Here is a 17959-nt window from a genome sequence, read left to right as displayed (position 1 = left end):
ACTCCGGGTCGCCGACCGGCCACGGACATGCCCCATGCGGCCTGCAGCCCGTGCCGGTATTCAGCAAGGGCATTGCCTTCGCCATGGCCCGCAGGCATACTCGTGCCTGCGGGAGGACGTCCCCGCGTCTCCCACCGACGGCCCGCGATGCACACGCGAACGGATGAGCGCCATGGCTGATATGACCAACCTCGAGCAACAGCAGGTGGACCGGGCGAACGCTTCCGGCCTCAAACCCGTCGTCTTCGTCCACGGACTGTGGCTCCTGTCCAGCAGTTGGGACCGGTGGCGGGCCCTCTATGAGGAAAACGGCTACACCACGCTCGCCCCCACGTGGCCCGATGATCCCGAAAGCGTCGATGAGGCAAGACGCGACCCGGAGGTCTTTGCCAAGAAGATGGTCAGGCAAGTCACGGACCACTACCTCGACGCGATTGGCCGGCTCACCATCAAGCCCGCTGTCGTGGGGCATTCCTTCGGCGGACTCATCGCCCAGAGGATCGCCGGAACCGGAGCCTCCGCAGTCACGGTGGCGATCGACCCCGCACCATTCCGGGGAGTCCTGCCGCTGCCGGCCTCAGCCTTAAAGTCAGCAGCGCCTGTGATCGCGAATCCCGCCAACGCCAAGCGTGCAGTGTCTCTGACTTTTGACGAGTTCCGTTTCGGCTGGGCCAATGCCCTGGACGAGGACGAAGCCCGTCAATTGTTTGACACCTTTCACGTCGCGGCCTCTGGCGTGCCTCTGTTCCAGGCTGCAACCGCAAACCTCAACCCGTTCACCGAGGCCAAGGTCGACACGAAGAATCCGGATCGGGGTCCGTTGCTGATCATCTCCGGGGAGAAAGACCACACAGTGCCGTGGGCCATCGCCAATGCGTCCTACAAGCGTCAAAAAAGAAATTCGGCGCACACGGCAATCAAGGAGCTGCCGGACCGCGGCCACTCTCTCACGATCGATCACGGCTGGCCTGAGGTCGCCCAAACCGCCCTGGACTTCATCAAAGAGTTCGGCTGAGTACTACCGGCCAGAGTCAACGTGTCCGACCGAGGGCATGCCCCCTGCCGGCGCTCAGCAGTGGACATGCCCCCTTATCAGAATGGACTTGTCCCCCGGCGCGGCTCAGGGATGGACATAGTGGGCATATGTCCATCCCTGGGCGCCGGAGGAGGGCATGTCCCGCGGAGGGGTGCCGGAGGAGGGCATGTCCCGCGGAGGGGTGCCGGAACCGGCCCGGCCGTCACAGCATCCGGCGGTCAGGACTCCAGGACCAGCAGCTGGGCCTTGTCCGCGTCCCAGCCCACCCACAGCTCCTCATCCGGCCGGATCCGGGCGGCGCTGTCGGAGCTCAGCTCACGGAGCTGGAGGTCGTGGCCGCCGGCCGTGAGGCGGTGGCGGACCGTGGCGCCAAGATTCGTGGAGGACACCAGGGTCGCGGCGCATCCGTTGCCCGCCGTAGCCCGTGTCCTGAATTTGAGGTGCTCCGGGCGGATGGAGACGGCGTAGTTCTCACCGCTTGCCCCGCGGTCCCGGACCTTTGCCATACCCAGTCCGCCGAGGTCCACCACGGCTTCCTCGCCGTTGCGCTCCACGATGGTGCCCGGGATGAGGTTGGTGTCGCCCAGGAAGCTGGCCACCCAGTCGGTCATGGGGTGGTTGTACACCTCCTCCGGCGGGCCGGACTGCACGATCTTCCCGTCCCGCATCACCACGATCCGGTCCGACATGGCCATGGCCTCGTCCTGGTCGTGTGTCACGAACAGCACGGAGATGCCCAGGCCCTTCTGCAGGGTCTTGATCTCCTCCTGCATCTGCTCGCGAAGGCGCTTGTCCAGGGCTGCCATCGGCTCATCCAGCAGCAGGGCCGCCGGGTTGAAGACCAGTGCCCGGGCCAGCGCCACCCGCTGCTGCTGTCCGCCCGAGAGCTGGCGCGGCTTGCGCCCGCCCATCTTGCCCAGTCCCACACGGTCGAGGGCTTCCTCGGCGCGCTGGCGGCGTTCCGCGCGCGGCACCTTCCTCATGCGCAGCGCAAACTCCACGTTTTCCAGCGCGCTCATGTGCGGGAACAGGGCGTAGTTCTGAAACACCACACCGAGATTGCGGTCCCGGGGCGGCAGCGTGTCCACGGGTTTGCCGTCAATGAGGATGGCTCCGGCGGTGTGTTCTTCAAATCCCGCCACCATCATCATGGTGGTCGTCTTGCCGGAGCCGCTGGGGCCCAGGAGGGTCACGAACTCCCCCGGCTGGACTGTCAGGTCCAGTTCGTCCACGGCAACGACGTCGCCGTAGTGCTTGCTGACCTGGCGGAGCTCAATGGCGCCCTGGGCGGCCCTGCCCGTGCCGGGAATGGGCCCCGCGGAAATCACTGATGCGGTCATCGACTTTCCTTACGTTTGTGCGGACACGGCCAGCGGCAGCATCCGGGTTGAAGAGCGGCGCTTGAGGACAAACAAGACCTGGAGCAGCAGCCCGATGGTGGCGACGCTGACCAGCAGGGCGGAGGACACCGCGATCTTCGGGGTCAGGTTGAACTGGATATCCGTGAACATCTTCACCGGCAAGGTGGTGGCCCCCGGGGACTGCATGAACAGGGACATCACCGTCTCATCGATGGAGACCGAGAACGCGAAGAGCGCCCCGGAGATCAGGCCGGGCAGGATGATGGGCAGATACACGTGCCGCAGGACGGAGAGCGGTCCGGCCCCGAGGCTCTGCGCCGACCGGACCAGGGCCGGGTTGAGCCCGGCGAGGCTGGCGCGGGTGGTCAGGTACACATAGGGGGTCGCGATCACGGCGTGCGCCAGGCCGATGGGGACGATGCTGCCCACCATGCCGATCGAGATGAAGAACTGGTAGAACGCCAGCGCCAGCACCACGGTCGGCACGATCATCGGCGCGAGAATCAGACCCACCACGGCGGGCTGGCCGGGAAACTTGCGCCCGTGCAGGCCGATCGCCGCGGTGGCGCCCAGCAGCACGCCGATCACGACGGCGATCGCCGCCGACTGCAGGCTGGCCGTCAGTGCGGAGGTCCAGGCCCGGTCGGCGAAGAATCCGGCCACGGCGGCGAAGGAGATTCCCTCCGGCGGAAAGGTGATGTAGCGGCTGTCGTTCAGCGCGACCGGCACCACAATCGCCGTCGGAATGACGAGGAACAGGAAGGCCGGGATGGAAAGCAGCGCCAGCATCCGGTGCTGCGGATTAGTTGTTTTCATGTTGGCCTCCTGCCTTGAGGACGCGCTGGTAGACGGCCACGAGGATACTGACCATGACCGTCAGGATGACGGCCAGCGCAGCGGCCCCGGAAAAGTCCGTCAGCTGTCGGGCGTAGTAGTCGATCTGGTTGGCGATCATCATGTCGCCGGGCCCGCCCATCACCACCGGGGTGATGAAGAAACCTGTGCTGATGATGAAGACCAGCAGCCCGGCCGCGGAAATGCCGGGCATGCTCAGCGGCAGCGTGATCGTGCGGAAGACGGATCCTTCCCGCGCGCCAAGCGAGCGGGCCGCGAGCCCCAGCCGGTCATCGATCGATGTCAGCGAGGAGAAGATCGGGAACACCGCATACGGCAGGAGGCAGTGCACCATGCCGACGATCACGGCGAACCGGTTGTGCAGCAACGGGACCGGCGCACCGGTCAGCCCGATTCCCTGCAGGAAGGCGTTCACAATGCCGTTGTCCTGCAGCAGGACGGCCCAGGCGAAGTTCTTCACCAGGATGCCGGTCCAGAACGGCAGGAGTACGACGGCGAACAGGATCACCCGGGTGACGTTGCCGGCCCGCCACAGCACCATGGCGATGATGTAGCCGAGCACCACGGTGACAATGGTGCTGGCCAGGCTGATGGTCAGGGTGTTGACCAGGGCGCGCATCACCAGCGGGTCCTCAAGGACCCGCTGGTAGGCGTTGTCGGCGAAGCTTGCGCCGACCAGTTTGCCCAGCGGCGTCAGGAACAGCACGACGTCGAAGGCAAGGATCGGAGCCAGCAGCAGCCACCAGCCGCTGCGCCGCCGTCGTGGTGGTGCCTCGGCGGAGGCAGGCGCACCGCGGCCCCGCGGCCGGGGCCGCTCGAGAGTTGCGTTGCTCATGTCAGCTGGCCTGCCAGAGCTTGAACTGCTGCTCGGTCTTCTTCAGGTTCTGCGACCACCACTTGTCGTCGCGGACCAGGATCTTGTCCGCGAGCCGGGGGCTGGTGGGAAGCGTGTCGGCGATTTCCTTCGGCAGCTTGGACAGCGCCGGCGTGTTGGCCAGGGTCAGGTTGGTGACCTTGTCGAACGCCGCGCCGGCCTCGGCGTCGTTGGACATGAAGTTCATCAGCTTGAAGGCCGCTTCCTTGTTCTTGGCGCCCTTCGGAACCACGAAGTAGTCGCCGGCAAGGACGGCGTTTTCGGCGGAGAAGTTCAGTTTCGCGCCGTCGTTGCGGGCTGCGTTAATGCGGTTGTTGAAGCTGGTGGAGAGTGAGACCTCGCCGGAAGTGAGCTGCTGGATGGGCTCCTGGTTGGCGGCGTGGTACAGCAGCCGGTCCTTTCCCGGGTGCTGGCCCAGAACCCTCAGGGCCCGGTCGACGTCGAGCGGGTAGATCTTGTCGAAGGGGACACCGTCGGCCAGCAGCGCGGCTTCCAGGACGGAGCTGTCGGAGAGCTGGTTGTACACCGAGCGCTTGGTGTTGTACTTGCCTTGGTCGAAGAATTGGGCCCAGTCTTTCGGGGCCTGCGCGTCGGAAATGACCTTCTGGTCCCACGCCATGACAAACAGGAAGCTCAGGTACTTGATGCCGTATTCAGCCTTCGCGTATCCGGGCAGGCCCTTGTCGCTGATGATGTCGTAGTCGAACTTCTCTAACAGCCCCTCGGCCACGGCCACCTCATACTCCGGCGCCGTGATTTCCACGAGGTCCCACTGCACGTCGCCGGACTGGACCTGGGCCTTCAGCGCGGCCAGGGAGGTGTTGGCCAGCAGCGTCGTCTGGATCCCCGACTGCTTGGAGAACGGGTCCAGGATTGTCTGGGTCAGCTGGTCGTTGTACGAGCCACCATAGGACGTGACGGTCACCGTCTTGTTGGCAGCGGCACTTTCGGCGGGCTTCGCCGCGCAGCCGGAGAGCGCCAGACCCGCAAATGGCGTCAGCGCTGCCGCTTTGAGGAGCTGCCTGCGGTCAAAGGGAGTGGAACGGAATGCTGTCATGGGGGAAGTGCCTCTCATGGACGCGGGCACGCCAAAAGAGGGCGTGCAGGATTGCGGGCGTAGCGGGGTGCGGTGCGTGTGATTGCGTGTGGCGCAGTGAAGGAGAAGAAGTGAAGAGAGAAGGAGAGGTGACAGCCGCGGTTCGCGCGCGCCATCCATTCCACCTGGAGATCTCGAGTCCGCCTTCCGGCGGCTTTTCGGTTTCGCAACTGTAACTGTGAAGTTGCTCACTAGTCAACAGTTGTATTGCTTTAAGAAACAACGAGATTTCTGCCTCGCGAGCTCCCCTAACGCCGGCCCTCCTGAGCCCGCCCGGGCATCTCCAGGGTCACGGAATGATGCGCCCGTCGTGGATAACAGTCCTCGACCTGGTGTGGTCCCAGAGAACTGCCGGGTCCACAAAGGGGTCGCCGTCCAGAATCACGGCATCGCCCGCCATTCCAGCGCCGATGCTCCCGATGCTTGGGTCCTGAAGGAGCTCTGCGTTTACTGAGGTAAGGGATCTCAGCGTCTCCAAGACGCCTGCCGCCTCGATCTGCAGCCGAATGCCGACAAGCTGATCATCCTCAAGGTCCCCCATCAGGTCGGATCCGAAGCCCACCTTGACTCCGGCCTGCAGGGCCAGTTCCACAGCAATTTTGCCGGCCTCAAGCACCTCGGCGTTCTTGGCCTGGGAAACGGGGTTCAGGCCCATTGCAGCTCCCCTTCGGCTCATGGCGTCGTAGGCGGCAAGCGTCGGCACGAGGAAGCTCCCGTGCTCGGCCATCATCTGCGCCGTGTCCCGGTCCAAGAGGTTCCCGTGTTCTATGGAACGTACCCCGTTTTCCACGGAATGCCTGATTGCCTCGGGTGAATACGCATGGGCCGCCACGTAACTCTTGCGCCGGGTGGCCTCGTCCACCACCGCCCGGACTTCTTCCGCTGAATACTGCGGCAGCCGGATGGGATCTGTCAGGGAGACCACGCCTCCGGAAGTCATGATCTTGATGGCGTGGCTTCCCGTGCGGAACCGATCACGAACTGCCCGGCGCAGGTTGTCCACCCCGTCCACCACGGCGCACATGTGACCGTGATCGAAGCAGACATCCAGATCCGCGGACCGGGGATCGCCATGGCCACCGGTTTGGCTGAGGGCCGGACCCGTGTAGTAGTATCTCGGAGCCGTGACCAGGCCGCTGCGGATGGCGCGGGCCAGCCCGCCGTCCCCGCCGGCCACATCGCGGACGGTCGTGAATCCCCGCCGCACGGCGGCGCCCAAGCGGCGCGCCCCCACCAGTGCGGTGTAGCTCAGGAGCGAGCGCTCAACCTCAAGGCCGCCCAAGCCCACGGCGTACGCGTGAAAGTGGGCATCGATGAGCCCTGGCACCACGACGCGGCCGCCGGCGTCGATCACCTCACCTTCGGGGATGACGTCGCCGGTCTCCTGGATGATCCCGTCCCGGAACAGGATGGATCCGCTCGCCAGCTCGGGCGAATGTCCGTCAAAGATCCGGGCATTGTGGATGGTCAGGGCGTCTGCGTTGGTCATGCTGACAACTCCTCGGGTGAGATGTTCGTGGGTGGGCTCGGTCCGGTTTTCTAGGTGCTGGCCGGTTCCGTGGAACCGCGGACCATCAGTGAACCCTGGAGGATCAGCTGGTGCTGTTCCAAGCCCTTGCCCTCCATGACCCTGCGGAGCTGTTCGCCGGCCCTGGCCCCGAGGGCGTCGCCCGGAAGGTGGACGCTGGTCAGGCCCGGGTTGGACGTGGCCGAATAGGGCAGGTCATCGAAGCCTGCCACGGCCAGTTCCTGCGGAATGCGGACGCCGGCCACCCTGGCTTCCTGCAGCACGCCGTAGGCATGGGTATCGGTGGCGCAGACGACGGCGGTGACACCGTCCCGCTGCCAATCCGGCCACGCCGCGGCGAACGCGCCGGCGGCGGCGCCGACGTCAATGGTGGTGCCGATGACATGGTCCGTGGCCACGGTGATGCCCAGCGCCGCGGACTCCTCTAGGAATGCCGCCCGCCGGATATCGAAGGTCGCCGTGCCGGTCACACTGTCCATGTACGCCGCTTGTTTATGTCCGGCGTCCGCCAGGTGCCGGGCCAGCAGGCGGGCGCCGTGTCCGACGTCGAGATTCACCGAGGGGGCGAAGGACTCCAAGCCGGGGGCGTCCAGCAGAACGAGAGGCCCAGCGACGGAAAGATCCTCCAGGAACTCCGCGCTGGGCGCATCTACGAGCAGCCCGGCCGGCCGCAAAGCCAGGAGCCTGCGGACGTCGTCGACGCGCGGGAACTCCCCGGCGTCCGTGACGGAGAGCAGCAGCTGGTATTCGGCGCCGAGCGCGCCGCGGACACCTGCAATGACGTTGGCGAAGAAAGGGTTGGAGATGTCCGGCGCCACGAGAATGACGATCGAACTGATGCCCTTGGCTAGCGAACTGCCAATACTGTCCACCACATAGCCGAGTTCCGCAATGGCTTCCCGGACCCGCGAAATGTTGTCCTCCGAGACCCGCCCCTGGGTCTTTCCGTTGGCCACAAGGGAGACCGTTGCGGTGGAGACCCCGGCCCGCGCGGCCACCATCGCCGCAGTGACGCGCGGGGTGCGCCCCCGAAGCTCGTGTACTTGTTCGCCGGATTCCATACCTCGATCGTAGCCGGGAGTGACGCATCGCACCTGCCGCAAGACATCAAGCGCTTGACGTCACTTACGTTAAGCGCTTGACGCTTGACGCTTGACAGTGCCAAACTCACTCTGAACGCTTTATCGCACCGCCCCGGCGGACCCCCAACGACGTGGAGATATTTACGTGGATCCCATCACCCTGAAACCGGAACGCAGGAAGATCATCCTGGACTGCGACCCAGGCCATGACGACGCCGTGGCCATGCTGCTGGCTCACGGCAATCCGTACATTGAGCTGCTCGCGGTCACAACGGTCGTCGGCAACCAGACCCTCGAAAGGGTCACCCGCAACGCCCTGTCGGTGGGCACGATTGCCGGCATCACCGGCGTCCCCTTCGCCGCCGGCTGCGATCGGCCCTTGGTCCGCAGCATCGAAACCGCCCCCGACATCCACGGTGAGAGCGGCATGGACGGCCCCGCCCAGCCCGAATCCAGCATCGAACTGGACCCGCGCCACGCCGTCGACCTCATCATCGACACTGTTATGGCGCACGAGCCTGGCACTGTGACGCTGGTGCCCACGGCAGGACTGACCAACATTGCCATGGCGGCCCGCAAGGAGCCGCGCATCGTGGAGCGCGTGAAAGAAGTTGTGCTCATGGGCGGCGGGTACCACGTAGGCAACTGGAGCGCCGTTTCCGAATTCAACATCATCATCGACCCCGAGGCCGCACATATTGTGTTCAACGAGCCGTGGCCGGTGGTCATGGTGGGCTTGGACCTCACGCACCAGGCCCTCGCGACCCCCGAAGTCGTGGAAAAAATCGCCGCCGTGGGTACCAAGCCCGCCCAGTTCGTGCTGGAGCTGATGGAGTTCTTCACCAAGACGTACAAGGACGCCCAGGGCTTCGATTACCCGCCCGTCCACGACCCCTGCGCGGTGGCCTACGTCATCGATCCCACGGTGATGACCACCCGCAAAGTCCCCGTGAACATCGAACTGCAGGGCCAACTGACGCTCGGCATGACCGTCGCCGATTTCCGCGCCCCGGCACCGGAGGACTGCCACACGTCTGTTGCTGTGGACCTCGATCACGCGAAGTTCTGGAACCTCGTCACAGACGCCCTGGTGCGCATCGGCGACGTGGACCCGTCCGCCGCCGTCAGCATCGGCGCAGGAAACGGAGCCAACTCATGAGCACTCTGACTTACGAATCCAAGACAACGGGACGAAGCGTCGCTGCACTCACGGCGGCCCTGTTGACGGCCTGCATTGCCTTCCAGCTCAACGCATCGATGCTCAGCCCCGCCCTGGTCACGATGGGCAACGAACTCCACACCGATCAGGCCGTGATCGGCCTGTCCCAGACCTGGTTCTTCACCGCGGCAGCACTGTTTTCCCTCTTCCTGCCGCGCCTGAGCGACATTGTGGGGCGCAAGAAGATCCTGCTGGGCATGATGTTGATGATGGCTGTCGGCTCGGTGATCGCGGCCATGGCTCCCGATATCACCTGGCTCTTCGTCGGACGCATCATCCAGGGCGTCAGCGGCCCCACGGTCCCGCTGTGCCTGATCATGCTGCGCTCCGCCGTCAGTGACCCGCGGAAGTACGGTGCCCTCATGGGCCTCATCACCGCCGTCAACGGCGGGGTTGCCGGCGTCGACTCCTTTGTCGGCGGTTATTTCGCCGAGCATTACGGATTCCGCAGCATCTTCTGGCTCATGGTGGTGCTGGCCGTCGTGGCGGCGGGCCTGGTCGCCGTTCTGGCCGGTGAGAGCAAGCCGGCGGTGGGCACCAAGATGGACTGGCCCGGCGTCTTCTTCATCGTGATCGCGGTCGGCGCCCTGCTCACAGCCCTCAACGAGGCCTCCAAACTGGTCAGCGGATTCTCCCCCGGCACCCTCGCACTGGCGACTGCCCTCATCGCCGTTGCAGTGATCGCCTTCTTCGGGTTCTGGACGGTGGAAAAGCGCTCCCGGCAGCCCATGGTGGAGACCGCCCACCTGCGCCAGCGCTCCACTTGGGCGCCGTTGCTGACCACAATCCTGACCATGACCGGCGTCTTCGCGGTCATCAACGGCATCGTTCCCGCCTACGTGCAGGCCACGGCTCCCGGCTTCGGCGTGGGACCGACCGAAATGTCACTCATCATCCTGACTCCCTACGCCCTCCTGGGCTGGGTTGTCGGACCCATCAGCGGCCGTTTGGCCCCGGTTTTCGGCTACACCAAAGTTTTGCGGATCGGCATGGCCGGCAGCGTCGTGGCCCTGGCGATCATCGCCTTCTTCGGCCTCAGCAGCCTGCCCATGATGATTGCCGGAACAGCGTTGCTGGGCATCATGTACGCGGGTACGGTCAACATCATGCTGAACGGCCTTGGCGTTGTCCTCTCCCCAGCTGGCAACCCCGGCTTTCTCCCCGGCATGAACGCCGGCGCGTTCAACCTGGGCGCCGGCCTGAGCTTCCTGGTCCTGCCGGCAGCGCTGGTGGCCTCTTCTGCACTGGGCGATGCCCAGGCATCCTACTTGACCGCGATCACGGTGGGCCTGATCATCACCGTGGCGGCTTTCGCCGCTTCACTCCTGATTCCCAAGCCCTTGGAAGCTGAGGCGAAATGACCCGCCCGGACTCTGGCCGGATCGTCGTCGTCGGTTCACTGAATGCGGACCTGACCATCTACTGCGACAGGCTCCCCCTCCCCGGCGAAACGGTGCACGGGAATGGCTTTGCGGTCAATCCCGGCGGCAAGAGCGCCAACCAGGCGGTCGCGGCGGCCAAACTCGGAAGCCGGGTCGTGCTGATCGGTGCGGTGGGCGACGACACCAACGGGACCATGCTTCTGGCCTCCACCGCCGGGGCCGGGGTGGACATTTCCCGCGTCCGCCGCACGCCTGATGCTGCGACCGGCGTCGCCGTCATTTCCGTCGACGCCCACGGTGAGAACAACATCATCATCTCGGCCGGAGCCAACGGCACACTGGCGCCCGGGGATGTTGCCGCTTCCGCCGAATTGTTCGAGGGCGCGTCCGTGATGTGCCTGTGCCTCGAGGTCGGTCTGGACACCGTTGAGGCCGCGGCCCGCTTGGGCCACGACGCCGGGGCGACAGTTCTGCTCAACCTGTCGCCCTACGCCGAGATCCCGGCGAGCTTGGCCGCACTCTGCGACATCCTGCTGGTGAACGCGCATGAGGCGTCGCTGTTCCTGGGCGGCGCCGCCGTGCCCGACGCCGGGGCTGACGCCGCGGCGTGGGCGCCGGTCCGGGACAAGTTCGCCGATCGCGGACTGCACCGCGTTGTGGTCACTTTGGGGGCGAACGGCTCCGTCGTCCTGGACTCCGGAGCCGGCGCCGAGGGCCGCATCACCCGCATTGAACCCACCAGGGTCGACGCCAAGGACACCACCGGCGCAGGCGATGCATTCACCGGGGCCGTGGCTGCGCGCCTTGCCGCCGGCGATTCACTTCCGGCCGCTGCCGCCTTCGCGTCCGTTGCCGCGGCCTTGGCAGCGACCAGGAAGGGGACGCAAACGGCGTACCCGAAAGCGGCGGATGTGGAGGGACTGCTCGCTTAACGGCCACCCCCGCCAGTTAGGGCCGCCACGGGAGGGGGCGCCGCAGAGCCTGTCTGCGGCGCCCCCTCCCGGTTAAGCACCGGACCGGTCTGGTGGTCCTTGGTTGATGCAACCCAATTGCACAGCAGATTCACAGCGAGGCGCTATTGAAGTTACAGCCGCGGGGCCGACAATGGTTCGACCTGATAGGAGTATTTGCCGGGCGATGGTGGCCGCGTCTTACTGGAGCGTCAGTGGCGAGCGTCCTGACCGATCGAGCCGGAGCAAGCGAACTTGTACCGACTAGTGATGGGCTCCCGGCATGATCACTCTCCGCAAGCACGTATTTCCCTCGCTCCTCGCCCTGGTCCTGCTCTCGACGTCGGCCTGTACCTCCGGGGTCGCGGCTGACATCCCGTCGGCCGGCATTCCGTCCGGTGGCACACCATCCGGCACACCCTCAGGTGGCGCCACGGGCAAATCAGGCGGCGGCACGAGCCAATCCGCCGCACCCGCCGAGTCTGCCAGTCCGAGTGCTGCGGTTCCGCAGCTGACCCCGGCGAGCACGGTGGATGCGCGTGCGGTGCTGGCGGCGTTCAAGTCCCGGGACATGGTGGGGCACCTGCAGGCGCTGCAGCGGGTGGCGGATGCCAACGGCGGGAACCGGGCCTCGGGGACCTCGGGGTATGAGGAGTCGGCCCGCTACGTCGAGGAACAGCTGCGCGCGGCCGGGTACTCGCCGGTGCGGCAGAGCTTCACGTTCAAAGAGGACGGCCGGCGCGGCAAGACGGTGGAGTCCTTTAACATCCTGGCCGACACCGGGGGCAGTGCCGGGCACACCGTGGTGGTGGGCGCGCATCTGGACTCCGTGCAGGAGGGCCCGGGCATTGATGACAACGGCAGCGGGGTCGCGGCGGTCCTGGAGACCGCGCGGTGGATGAAGGAGGCCGGGATCACGCCGGTTAACCGGGTCCGGTTCGCGTTCTGGGGCGGCGAGGAGGACGGGCTGTACGGGTCCCAGCACTACGTCGACGAACTCAGCCCGGCCGAGATCGGCCAGACCGCGGCGAACCTGAACGTGGACATGGTGGCCTCGCCCAACGGGGTCCGCTCGGTCCATGACGGGGACGGCACGGACTTCGGCCATGCCGGCCCGGCCGGGTCCAAGGCGATAGAGGACGTCTTCTTCCGCTATTTCCAGGAGAACGCGCTGCCGGCCGAGACCACGCCCTTTGACGGCGGCTCGGACTACGACGCCTTCCTCTCGGCCGGCATTCCCGGCGGCGGGCTGTTCACCGGCGATGAGAAGAGGAAGACCCAGGCCCAGGCCCAGGCCTACGGCGGTGTGGCCGGCAAGGACCTCGATCCCTGCTACCACGAGGCGTGCGACACGATCGCCAACACCAACCCGGAACTGCTCACCGAAATGTCCGGCGCCCTGGCCTACGGCACCGTGGCCTACGCGATGGCCAAGACCGGCTAAACACCAGCTTCGCCGCCGGCTCCGGGCCGCCCCGCAGGAAGGTCCCCGGCCCAGCCACCCTCTGACGAGGGGCCGCGCCGGGGACCTGTGCTTGCCAGGGCCGGATTTGTGCCCTAGATTCCGGCCCTGCGCCGCGCCGTGGCTCCTTGGGGCTGCCGCACGTCGGCCGGCGTGAACTGTGCACCGGTGTCCGGGAATCCGGGCACGGCAATGCGCGCGTGGGTGTGGATCTCTTCGACGGAGTCGCGCGTGTGCTGCGCGATCTTCTCCATGGTGGTGACCCACATGCCGTCCATGGATTTGACCCGGTCCATCAGCTGTTCCAGGGCCACGGCCTTGGACGGCCGGCCGGAAATGAAGGGGTGGTTGGTCAGGACGAAGCAGCTCCCGGCAGCGTGGTGGGCTTCGGCCTCCAGCGTCCACATTTCGAGGACCTTGGCCGGGCTTTCGATGACGCCGCTTCCGGTGACGCCCGGGTAGAAGGCATACTGCTCCCAGTCGTCCAGGGCCCAGTCGACAGGGATTTCAACGAGATCGCGGGGGTCTGCCTCGGCAACGCTGAAGCGGTACGGCGCGTCGCCGTCGAGCAGGCTTGAGTCATACAGGAACCCGCGGTCGGCAAGGAGGGCGGGGGAATGCCAGTTGAGCTCCCACCATGGTGCCCGGTAGCCGGTCGGCCGGACGCCGGCGGCCTTGGCCAGGGCATCCAGGCCCCGGTCCAGGTACCGCGCCTCCGTGGCGGCGTCGATGCCTTGCATGGGTTCGTGCAGGTACCCGTGGTGTGCAATCTCGTGGCCGCCGTCGGCTATCCGGCGGACCACGTCCGGGTAGCATTCGGCGGTGAATCCCGGGACGAAGAACGTCGCCTGGATCTGCTGGCGCTCAAGGATCTGCAGGATCCGCGGGACGGCGACCTTGGGCCCGTAGGACTGGTGCGTCATGAGGGACATGCGCCTGGTGCTCTGCGGATCATGGGCGATGGTGCAGGATTCGGCGTCGACGTCGAAGGTGAAGGACGCCGCGGCACGATTGCCTTCGGGCCAGGTGATGGGATGGGCGGTGTCGGCGAAAGCGGGGAAGTTCACGGGGTTGATCTCCTGCTAGAGGGCGGCGGGCGTGGTTGATGTGACCGGAAGGCCGGTTGCCTCAGGTGAATCTGCGGTCTGTTCGCTGGGGGTGGGGACATCCAGGAACTTCCTGTGGAACCGCGGACCGAGGACGGCGTAAGCCGCGGCGCTGGCCAGTCCCCCGGCGAGCCAGGACAGATCCCACCCGCCCAGGGCGACGGCGATGGGGCCCTGCATGGCCGGCACCAGTCCGTACATGAACAGCCAGGTGGCGAAGATGCCGATGAGCAGTGAAGCGACACCGGCCGGATTCACGCCCGGCAGGCGTTTGGTGCCGACGGCGTCAAAGAGCCGGGACGGGTCGCCGGGCCAGCGCTTCTCGATCCAGAAGTAATGGACCAGCATGACTCCGCCCCAGGCAGCCACCCAGGCGACCAGCCCAATCAGCCAGGCGTCCAGCACGGAGGCGAAATCCTCCTGGAAGATGAAGAAGATCACGGCCGCGAGGGAGAAGACGCCGACGAACAGGTTCAACTTGCGCCGGCTGATGGAGATGTCCAGGGCCTGCGTGGCGACGGAAAAGGTGTAGATGTTCAAGATGTTGGTCGCGATCGGGCCGTGCAGCACCATGAGCAGCACAGGAAGGGCCAGCGCGCCGAAGTTCTGGACGATGAGTTTGCCGGGATCAATTTCACCCGTGTTGGTCGCCAGGCTGGCCCCCAGGATGCCCAGCCAGACGACCGGGATGAACTGGCCCAGCACCGAGGCGAGGTAGACCTTGCGCTTGGGCACCGTGGTGCTGACAAAGCGGGAGTAATCCGCAGCGTAGGTGAACCAGGTGATGCCCCAGCCGATGCCGATGGCCGTCATGACCGCGCTCATCGCGGCGATGCGTTCCGAGCCTTCCAGGATGTGCCCCGCCGGGCCGGCGTAGGTCCAGTTGATCTTCATGCCGAACCAGGCCACTGCCGACATCACGGTCAAGATGATGATGGTGGGCGGCACGGTCCACTTCTCGAAGGCGGCGATGGCTTTATAGCCGAACCAGGCGATGGCTACCTGTACAGCCATGATGAAGGTGGCGATGCCAATCTTCCAGGCGTAGTTCTTGGCCTCCGGGTCAACCCAGCCGAGCGTTCCGAACAGCGCCATGACCAGATCCAGGATGATCCAGGTGTTGACCGCACACCAGCCGATCACCAGGAGAGCCTGGATGCCGGCGGGCAGGTAGTTGCCGCGCCGGCCGAAGGCGGCGCGGGCCAGCACCATGCCGGTCGCTCCGGTCTTTTGGCCCAGCAGGACGAAGCAGCCGAAGAGCAGCATCCCGATCAGGTTTCCGAGGACAAGAACCGTGACGGTGTCCGCGAATCCCAGGCCAAGCTGGATGCCGAGCGCTCCGAGCACCCAGTTGATCGGGGCGAGATTGGCGCCGGCCCAGATCCAGAACTGGCCGGAGACCTTGCGGGTCCGTTGTGATTCGGGGATGGGCTGGAGCCACGCTTCGTGGTCTACGCTCGCTTCCGGCGCGGTGCCGGCAGGGGCCGCTGGGGATTTTTGACGCATGTGGAGCCTCCGAGGATGTGTGGGATTCCTCAAGATTATGTGTCGTGGGCCACATGCGACTATATACAATGTGTCTAAATATACCCAGAGCAACGCGACGGAGTGTAATGTCCATCCTTCTTCAAGACGTCCTGAAACATCCGACCATGGCGGCCGCCGACCCCATTGTCCGCGCCGCGGCCAGGGCCGCCGCCCGGGCGCAGCTGCGGTGGATCCACTCCAGTGAAATCATTGATATCGCGCCCCTGCTGGCCGGCGGGGAACTTCTGCTGACGGGCGGAGAAGCCCTGGCCCTCGCCTCGGAGGAGCGGCAGGTCAACTACATCCGCCAACTGGCGGAGCGGGGCGTTGCCGCCGTAGCTATCGAAACCGGGTCCGCCCTGCCGTCCCTGCCGTCCTCAATGGTGGCGGCCGCCGAAGCAGCCGGCCTTCCGCTGATCGAACTTCGCGGGGTGGTGCCGTTCGTCGGAGTCACGCAGGCCATTAATTCGATGCTGGTCAGTGACTCGGTGTCCCAATTGCGGCGGGCCGATGAGGCCAGTCACGCGATGGCTGTCGAACTGGCGCACGGCGGCGGCCTGGACCGGATCCTCGCCGTGCTGGCCGGCATCATCAATGCCGAGGTGACGCTGACGTCCATAGCCGGCGCGACCCTGGCCAGCGCAAGCCCGGGGCGGGCCGAGGCCGCCGACCCCGATGCCTCCACCGGTGGGCCGCAGGAGCAGGCACGCCTGATTCACATCGACGTGCCGATCCGCGGCATCCTTGCGGCTCAGCTGTTGCTGCGGGTCCCGGCGGACGAGGACCAAAACCTGGCCCGGACGGCCGGAAATCGTTCTGTCGACATCCTGGCCCTGGCGTTGCTGCAGCGAATGTCCCCCGGGCTCAAGGAAGTCGCAGGGGCGGCCCTGCTTCGCGCGATTGATTCCGGCAGCCAGGCCTGGCGGCTCCAGCAATTGGCTTCCGCGGCCGGGATTCCGCCGGGTGCCACAATCGTGGCCATCATGGTCCGCTCCGGCATGCTCCAACACCTCCGCGCTTCTGTGGAGCAGCTCTTGGCCCGGCGGGCGCAGCCCAGCGCAACCTATGTCGATAATGCCGAGCTGCTGGCGGTGGTGGTCCTCCCGGGCGATAGTCCGCTGGACAGCAGGGACGCACTTCTGGCTGGCCTGCGGGCGCTACCGGCCCCATCAGACACGCTGGTTGCCGTCGGCCCGGTGGCCGTCGGGATTTCGGAAGCCCCCTGGTCCTTGTCGGAGGCCAGGCTGACCCTGGAATTGGCGGGCGCGCTGGGGCAACCACATACGGGAACCCAAGGTCCGCACAGTCCCGTGATCGATTGCGAGGCATTCGCCGTCGAACGCCTTGCCGTGGGAAGCCTGGACCCTGGCCAACGGCGGAACTTCGTGCGCCAGCAGCTGGGGGCTCTCTTGGATTATGATGAGCAACGCAATTCCCGGCTGCTTGGCACCCTGGCCATGTGGTTGGATTCCGGCTGCAACACGGCCCAGGCGGCGAGGGAACTGCACGTGGAGCGGCAATCGATGCATCAACGGCTGCAGCGGATCTTCGAGCTGTGCGGCGGCGACCCCCGGCGGACGGGCCGGCTCGCGGCGTTGCATTTGGCCGCGCGGCTGGCCCGGCTCAGCTGAAGTTTGTGCGCCGCGCTAGGGCGCGGGCCGCGCTAGCCGTTGCTGGACGCGCGCCCGCCCAGCCGGCTGGTGATTTTGTCGGCCGCAGCAGCGCACGCTTCGCCCAGGCTCTGCAGAGCCTCGCGTGAGACGCGGAACCGGGGCGCCGAGATCAGGACGGCCGCCACGATGTCGCCGCGGTGGTCGTGGACGGGAGCGGCGACGCCCACTTCATCGATGGAGGATTCGCCGTAGTTGATGGCCCAGCCCCGGGCCGTCACGTCCTTGAGCTTGATCTGGTAGCCATCCAGGCCCGCATCATCGAGTCCCGGGTAGCTGATCGCCCCGCTGCGCAGGAGCACACGGACGCGTTCGACGGGCGCTGCGGCAAGGAAGACCTGCACGGAGGCGCTCATGGCGTCGGTGTACCGGGCTCCCAGCGGGGTGGTGTGCTTGATCTGGTGGTGGCTGGCGATCTGCTCCACGCACATTGACTCTGCGCCGTTCCACACCATGAGGGCGCTGGTTTCGCCGGTCTGTTCGGTGAGTTCACGCAGGACGGGATACGCCACCCGCCGTTCTTCCAGTTCGGCCAGCAACGGCCCGGCGACGGCGATCAGTCCCAGCCCCAGCCGGAAGCGGCGGGTTTCCGGATCACGTTCCACCAGGTGTTCCTGTTCGAACGTGGCCAGGATCCGGGAAACCGTGCTCTTGTGCAGGCCCACCCGGTTGGCGATCTCGGTGACTCCGAGCAACGGTTCGTCCGCCGTGAAGGTTCGCAGCACGGCGATGGCGTTGACGATGACGGAGGTGCCCTTGGTGTCGCCGTTTCCGGTGGTCCCGGGAGATTCTGCTGGGGTCATGGTGTCTA

At 66.1% G+C, this 17959-nt stretch carries 15 protein-coding genes; 6 read left to right on the top strand and 9 right to left on the bottom strand.

What is annotated here, in order from left to right; all coding sequences use genetic code 11:
• The first annotated feature begins 172 nt into the window (after nt 1-172).
• Nucleotides 173-1015, top strand: coding sequence for an alpha/beta hydrolase (locus ARTB_RS06690; RefSeq protein WP_243178264.1), 843 nt, complete (start codon nt 173-175; stop codon nt 1013-1015).
• A gap of 239 nt (nt 1016-1254) precedes the next feature.
• On the opposite strand, the gene ARTB_RS06685 is transcribed toward ARTB_RS06690, so the two are convergent.
• The 6 genes from ARTB_RS06685 to ARTB_RS06660 all read right to left on the bottom strand — a co-directional run bounded on the left by ARTB_RS06685 (nt 1255) and on the right by ARTB_RS06660 (nt 7811).
• Complete coding sequence (locus tag ARTB_RS06685) at nt 1255-2376, bottom strand: ABC transporter ATP-binding protein (protein WP_243178263.1); 1122 nt, start codon at nt 2374-2376, stop codon at nt 1255-1257.
• Between the two features lie 9 nt (nt 2377-2385).
• A complete protein-coding gene (locus tag ARTB_RS06680; RefSeq protein WP_028275936.1) occupies nt 2386-3213 on the bottom strand; it encodes an ABC transporter permease in 828 nt (275 codons plus the stop codon).
• On the bottom strand, nt 3200-4087 hold the full coding sequence (locus ARTB_RS06675; RefSeq protein ID WP_243178262.1) for an ABC transporter permease: 888 nt from the start codon (nt 4085-4087) through the stop codon (nt 3200-3202). The genes ARTB_RS06680 and ARTB_RS06675 overlap by 14 nt, the downstream gene beginning before the upstream one ends.
• A gap of 1 nt (nt 4088) precedes the next feature.
• Nucleotides 4089-5183 carry an extracellular solute-binding protein gene (locus tag ARTB_RS06670; RefSeq protein ID WP_018775012.1) on the bottom strand — a complete coding sequence of 365 codons (1095 nt, stop codon included), beginning with the start codon at nt 5181-5183 and terminating at the stop codon, nt 4089-4091.
• 328 nt (nt 5184-5511) lie between these two features.
• The gene (locus ARTB_RS06665) at nt 5512-6711 is read right to left on the bottom strand and encodes a metal-dependent hydrolase family protein (RefSeq protein ID WP_243178261.1); all 1200 of its coding nucleotides are present in this window, start codon (nt 6709-6711) and stop codon (nt 5512-5514) included.
• Nucleotides 6712-6761: 50 nt separating this feature from the next.
• A complete protein-coding gene (locus ARTB_RS06660) occupies nt 6762-7811 on the bottom strand; it encodes a LacI family DNA-binding transcriptional regulator (protein ID WP_243178260.1) in 1050 nt (349 codons plus the stop codon).
• 166 nt (nt 7812-7977) lie between these two features.
• Between ARTB_RS06660 and uriH the strand changes: the two genes are divergently transcribed.
• From uriH to ARTB_RS06640, 4 genes are all read left to right on the top strand, one after another.
• Nucleotides 7978-8991, top strand: coding sequence for a uridine-preferring nucleoside hydrolase UriH (uriH, locus tag ARTB_RS06655; RefSeq protein ID WP_243178259.1), 1014 nt, complete (start codon nt 7978-7980; stop codon nt 8989-8991).
• Entirely contained in the window at nt 8988-10412 is a 1425-nt protein-coding gene (uriT, locus tag ARTB_RS06650) for a uridine transporter UriT (protein WP_243178258.1), read from the top strand. Before uriH ends, uriT begins: the two co-directional genes overlap by 4 nt.
• On the top strand, nt 10409-11365 hold the full coding sequence (locus tag ARTB_RS06645; RefSeq protein WP_243178257.1) for a ribokinase: 957 nt from the start codon (nt 10409-10411) through the stop codon (nt 11363-11365). The genes uriT and ARTB_RS06645 overlap by 4 nt, the downstream gene beginning before the upstream one ends.
• A gap of 301 nt (nt 11366-11666) precedes the next feature.
• Complete coding sequence (locus ARTB_RS06640; RefSeq protein WP_243178256.1) at nt 11667-12827, top strand: M20/M25/M40 family metallo-hydrolase; 1161 nt, start codon at nt 11667-11669, stop codon at nt 12825-12827.
• A 113-nt stretch (nt 12828-12940) separates the two neighbouring features.
• Here the strand turns inward: ARTB_RS06640 and ARTB_RS06635 are convergent, their stop codons facing one another.
• Both ARTB_RS06635 and ARTB_RS06630 read right to left on the bottom strand, forming a co-directional pair.
• Nucleotides 12941-13912, bottom strand: coding sequence for a polysaccharide deacetylase family protein (locus ARTB_RS06635; RefSeq protein ID WP_243178255.1), 972 nt, complete (start codon nt 13910-13912; stop codon nt 12941-12943).
• Nucleotides 13913-13927: 15 nt separating this feature from the next.
• Nucleotides 13928-15457: a purine-cytosine permease family protein gene (locus tag ARTB_RS06630; protein WP_243178254.1), complete on the bottom strand. Its 1530-nt coding sequence runs from the start codon at nt 15455-15457 to the stop codon at nt 13928-13930.
• A 107-nt stretch (nt 15458-15564) separates the two neighbouring features.
• Here ARTB_RS06630 and ARTB_RS06625 point away from each other — a divergent pair, with 107 nt between their 5' ends.
• Nucleotides 15565-17109, top strand: a complete 1545-nt coding sequence (locus tag ARTB_RS06625; RefSeq protein ID WP_243178253.1) for a PucR family transcriptional regulator — start codon at nt 15565-15567, stop codon at nt 17107-17109.
• A gap of 32 nt (nt 17110-17141) precedes the next feature.
• Here the strand turns inward: ARTB_RS06625 and ARTB_RS06620 are convergent, their stop codons facing one another.
• Nucleotides 17142-17951 (bottom strand): IclR family transcriptional regulator, encoded by an 810-nt coding sequence (locus ARTB_RS06620; RefSeq protein WP_243178252.1) that lies wholly within the window; start codon nt 17949-17951, stop codon nt 17142-17144.
• Nucleotides 17952-17959: the final 8 nt, after the last annotated feature.

This window comes from Arthrobacter humicola (assembly GCF_022803015.1).
In the GTDB taxonomy this organism is placed as follows: domain Bacteria; phylum Actinomycetota; class Actinomycetes; order Actinomycetales; family Micrococcaceae; genus Arthrobacter; species Arthrobacter humicola_A.
The sequence above is the reverse complement of the archived record's forward strand: the minus strand, read 5'-3'. Positions and strand labels throughout refer to the sequence as shown.